The sequence below is a fragment of the Pseudoduganella sp. RAF53_2 genome, assembly GCF_052113985.1.
GTDB lineage: Bacteria > Pseudomonadota > Gammaproteobacteria > Burkholderiales > Burkholderiaceae_D > Rugamonas.
This window is the reverse complement of the sequence record NZ_JBFRDW010000608.1, coordinates 1-3754: the sequence shown is the minus strand read 5'-3', so window position 1 is coordinate 3754 and position 3754 is coordinate 1. Positions and strand designations below refer to the sequence as shown.

Annotated in this window: 4 protein-coding genes; 2 read left to right on the top strand and 2 right to left on the bottom strand. The window is 64.2% G+C overall.

What is annotated here, in order from left to right:
• Both AB4Z11_RS26325 and AB4Z11_RS26320 read right to left on the bottom strand, forming a co-directional pair.
• The coding region (locus AB4Z11_RS26325; RefSeq protein ID WP_442028797.1) for an MCP four helix bundle domain-containing protein at window positions 1–816 on the bottom strand (816 nt) is incomplete at its 3' end.
• Window positions 817–910: 94 nt separating this feature from the next.
• Window positions 911–1816, bottom strand: a complete 906-nt coding sequence (locus tag AB4Z11_RS26320; protein WP_442028796.1) for a LysR family transcriptional regulator — start codon at window positions 1814–1816, stop codon at window positions 911–913.
• A 74-nt stretch (window positions 1817–1890) separates the two neighbouring features.
• Here AB4Z11_RS26320 and AB4Z11_RS26315 point away from each other — a divergent pair, with 74 nt between their 5' ends.
• Window positions 1891–2916: an NADP-dependent oxidoreductase gene (locus tag AB4Z11_RS26315; protein ID WP_442028795.1), complete on the top strand. Its 1026-nt coding sequence runs from the start codon at window positions 1891–1893 to the stop codon at window positions 2914–2916.
• Window positions 2913–3707: a hypothetical protein gene (locus tag AB4Z11_RS26310; RefSeq protein WP_442028794.1), complete on the top strand. Its 795-nt coding sequence runs from the start codon at window positions 2913–2915 to the stop codon at window positions 3705–3707. Before AB4Z11_RS26315 ends, AB4Z11_RS26310 begins: the two co-directional genes overlap by 4 nt.
• Window positions 3708–3754: the final 47 nt, after the last annotated feature.

The following is a 3754-nucleotide window of genomic DNA, read 5'->3' as shown; positions in this document are numbered from 1 at the left end:
GGCGATATTCGTTGCGCTCAGGCGCACGTCGTTGACCACGCCGGCCAGGCCTTCGTTCATGGTCTTCAGCGCGGCCAGCAGGCGGCCGGTTTCGTCGTTCGAATCGACGCGAATTTCACTGCGCAGGTCATTGCCCGCCACGGCCACCGCCACGTCCACTGCGCGCTGCAGCGGCACGGTGATGCCGCGCGTCAGCCGCCATGCGCACACGGCGCCCAGCAGAACGACCAGTACACCCAGGCCGATCTGGAAACTGCGGCTGCGCGCGTGGGTGGCTTCAATGTCCTGTGCCATCTTGTCGATGTGCTGGCGTTGCAGTTCCAGCAGCTTGCTCAGCGCGCCCAGGTATTCCGCCGAACCGGCCTTGAAGGCGCCTTGCAGCACCTGCTCGGCTTCCTCGACCTTGCCTTCCTTCTTCAGCGCCACGATGGAATCGCGGGCCGCGATGTAGTGCTTGCGCGCTTCGCCCAGTTCCGCAAAGGCCTGCTTCTCGTCGTCCGACTGGATCAGGGGTTCGACTTGCTTCTGCAGCGAGTTCACTTCCTTGGTCGAATTTGCGGTGTCCTCCGCAAAGAAGGCGCCCAGCGAAGGGTCGCTGCTCTTGGAAATCGCGGACGTACGGCGCACGCTGGTGTGGATCAGGCGATACCAGTCGCTGACCATGCGCTCCTTGGCGAGCGGCTGCTGCATCATGTTGCGGGTGGCGTCCGCGACGGTCTGCATCTGGTTGATGCCCAGGACGGTCATCAGGATGGTCAAAGCCAGAACGAGTGCAAAGCCTGCGGCCAGGCGAGTGCCGATAGTCAGATTTTTCATGGTGTGGAGAACTTAGCGAAGCTAAACTGGACGAACGATTGTTGCCCTTAGGAAACTCGAAGTTTACCACAGAAAATTTTTTACTGCTGAACTATTAGGCAGCGAGAGTATGTGCCAAATGGTGTTGCCACTCCGCGGCGTGGCTCTGATTCCACACCATTGCCACATGTTCTACGCATTCGTACGCACAATCAGTCACCTGAATTCGCACCAGCCCCGGTTCGCCCAACGCAAAGTCCGGCAGGTAAGCCAGGGCCTGGCCCGACTTGACCAGGCTTAATTGCAACTGGAGGTCGTCGGTCCAGTAGCGGATCTTGCGTGGCAGCTGATCGTCGCGCCAGCCATCCGAGCGGCCGCCGCGCTGAACGCCGCAGAACATGGAGCGTGTGGGGCAGGCAAAATCGTGGGCCAGCACTTGCGCAGTGGTTGCGCGCAGGGGCGCATCGCCCGACAGCTGTTGCACCAGCGGGTGCGACGCGCCTGCGACCAGATGCTGTGTCACACTGCCCAGTTCCGTCACCTGCCATTCCTCCGACCAGTGCTCTCCCCTGCCTTCGATGGCTTCATGCGTCACCAGCGCCGCGCTGGCATCGCCGCGCGCCAGGGCCGCCAGCGCTTCGTCCTCGAACATGGCCTGCATGCGCAGGCTCGCCTCCGGCCATTCACGCAGCGCGGCCGAGACGGCTTGCCCGTGGCGCCACAGCAGCACGGCCGGTCCAGCAAGACGGCATTCGATGGCCGCGCGTCCACCCAGCAGATCGGAGCGTGCCTGATCGGCCAGCGCCAGCAAGGTCTGCGCACGCGCCAGCAGGAAGGTGCCGCTCTCGTTCAGCACCAGCTGTTTGGCGCTGCGGTCGAACAGCGGCATGCCCAGGTTCTCCTCCAGCCGGCGCAGCGCTTTGGAGACGGCGGATGGCGTGAGATGCATTTCCTGGGCGGTCGCTCCCAGCGAAGGCGAGCGCGCGGCATGCACGAAGATGCGCAGGTCTGAAAGATTCATTCGTTTCCAGATTGGATACAACAGTTGAATTTAAGTTGCTGTACAGGACAGGACGCGAAGCATACCATGTCAGGATGACTACCATTTCCAATCGCCAGTGGATCTATCGCAAACAGCCGACAGGTCCCATCACTCCCGAACACTATGAACTGGTTGAGCAGCAGCTCTCCACCGCGCTCGCCGATGGCGAAGTGCTGATCGCCGCACGCTGGTTCAGCGTCGATCCCTATATGCGCATCGGCCAGTCCAGCAAACCGACTTACGACCCCGACCCGCATCCACTCAACACCGTGCAGCAAGGCGGTGTGGTGGCGCAGGTGCTGGCCTCGAACGCGCCCGGCTTCGCGAAGGACGACTGGGTGCTCGGCTACACAGGCTGGCAGACCCACGTCCGCGTGCACGGCAGCGTCCTGAAACGCATCGATCCGAACGTCGCGCCGGTGACCACCGCCCTCGGCGTGCTGGGCATGCCGGGCCGTACAGCGTGGTTTGGCCTGACCGAGTCCGGCAAGCCGCATGCGGGCGAAGTGGTGGTGGTGTCCGGCGCGGCAGGCGCAGTGGGTTCGCTGGTCGTGCAGTTCGCCAAGCGCCACGGCGCGCGCGTGCTCGGCATCGCGGGCGGCGCAGCAAAGTGCGCCTGGCTGAAGGACACGCTGGGCGCCGACTGGGCCATCGACTACAAGGCGCACAGCAGCGCCGATTCGCTGGGCGCGGAAATCAGGACGCTGACCGGTGGCGTGGACGTCTACTTCGACAATGTGGGCGGCATGATCACCGACGCCATCATCCCGCTGATCAACCGCCGCGCACGCATCGTCATCTGCGGCCAGATCAGCCAGTACAGCGGCGGCCTCGAAACGCCGGAAATGGGTCCGCGCCTGCTGCAGCACATGCTCTACCAGCGCGCCACCATCCAGGGCATGCTGGCCCGCGACTACCTGCACCGCATGGACGAGATGATCCGCATCGTCGGGCCGTGGGTGAAGTCGGGCGAGATCGTGTTTGAAGAAACAGTGATCGACGGCTTTGAGCAACTGCCGTCCGCACTCAACTCGCTCTTCTTCGGCGACCATCGCGGCAAGCTGCTGGTGAAAGCATGATCAGGCGCCGCCGCATCCTGACCGCCGCCGCGCTGACTGCCGCCGCCCCCCTTCTCGCAACGCACGCGTTCGCAAGCGCACCTGCCGCCGCGGCCCACGCACCGGCCGCAGCACCTGCAACCGCAAGCGCGGGCGCCGCTACGCCAGCGGCGCCGTTGGCGCCAGCGGCCACCCCCAACGCCACTTACGGCGAGCACGGCATGGYCCTCTTCGGCGGCAAGGACGCGCTGTACGCATCGCACTTGCCGATGTTCCACGCGCCGCACGACTACCAGGTACTGCTGCAAGTTCACGTCGCCGATCCGCAGTTGGACGCAAAACTGCGCCAGCGCCTCGAGGGCCGCGCCGCGCTGTGGACCATCGCCCCTGAAAAATTCGAGCTGGATCGCTTGGCGCCGAACGCCGCGCAGCCGCTGGCGCAATTCAAGGCCGACCTTGTGCTAGGCCACTTCGAGCAAGGCGGCAAAACACGATACGCCAACGCCACGCTGGTGATCGAAAAAGTCCTGATGTTCCGCCAGCTCGACGCAACACCACGCGCGCAAGCCAGCGCGCGTTACGTCCAGCTAGGTAGCGGCACGCAGCGCTTCCTGGTGAAAGAAATCGACAGCCGCCCCGACTTCGACCACATCCTCGCCTACCGCGCCGCTCCAGGCGCATCGAACGCGCCCGTGAGCGTGGACAAGCGTGCGCTGGAAAAGACGCCTGCTGCTACACTGGTCAAAGCGCTGGGCGCTGCACCGCGCGCTGTCGGCGACACCATCTACTTCTACACGGAGGACCTGCAATGAGCGTTCCGTCCCAATTGGAAGGACTGTGGCGCCGCAAAGGCATCTGG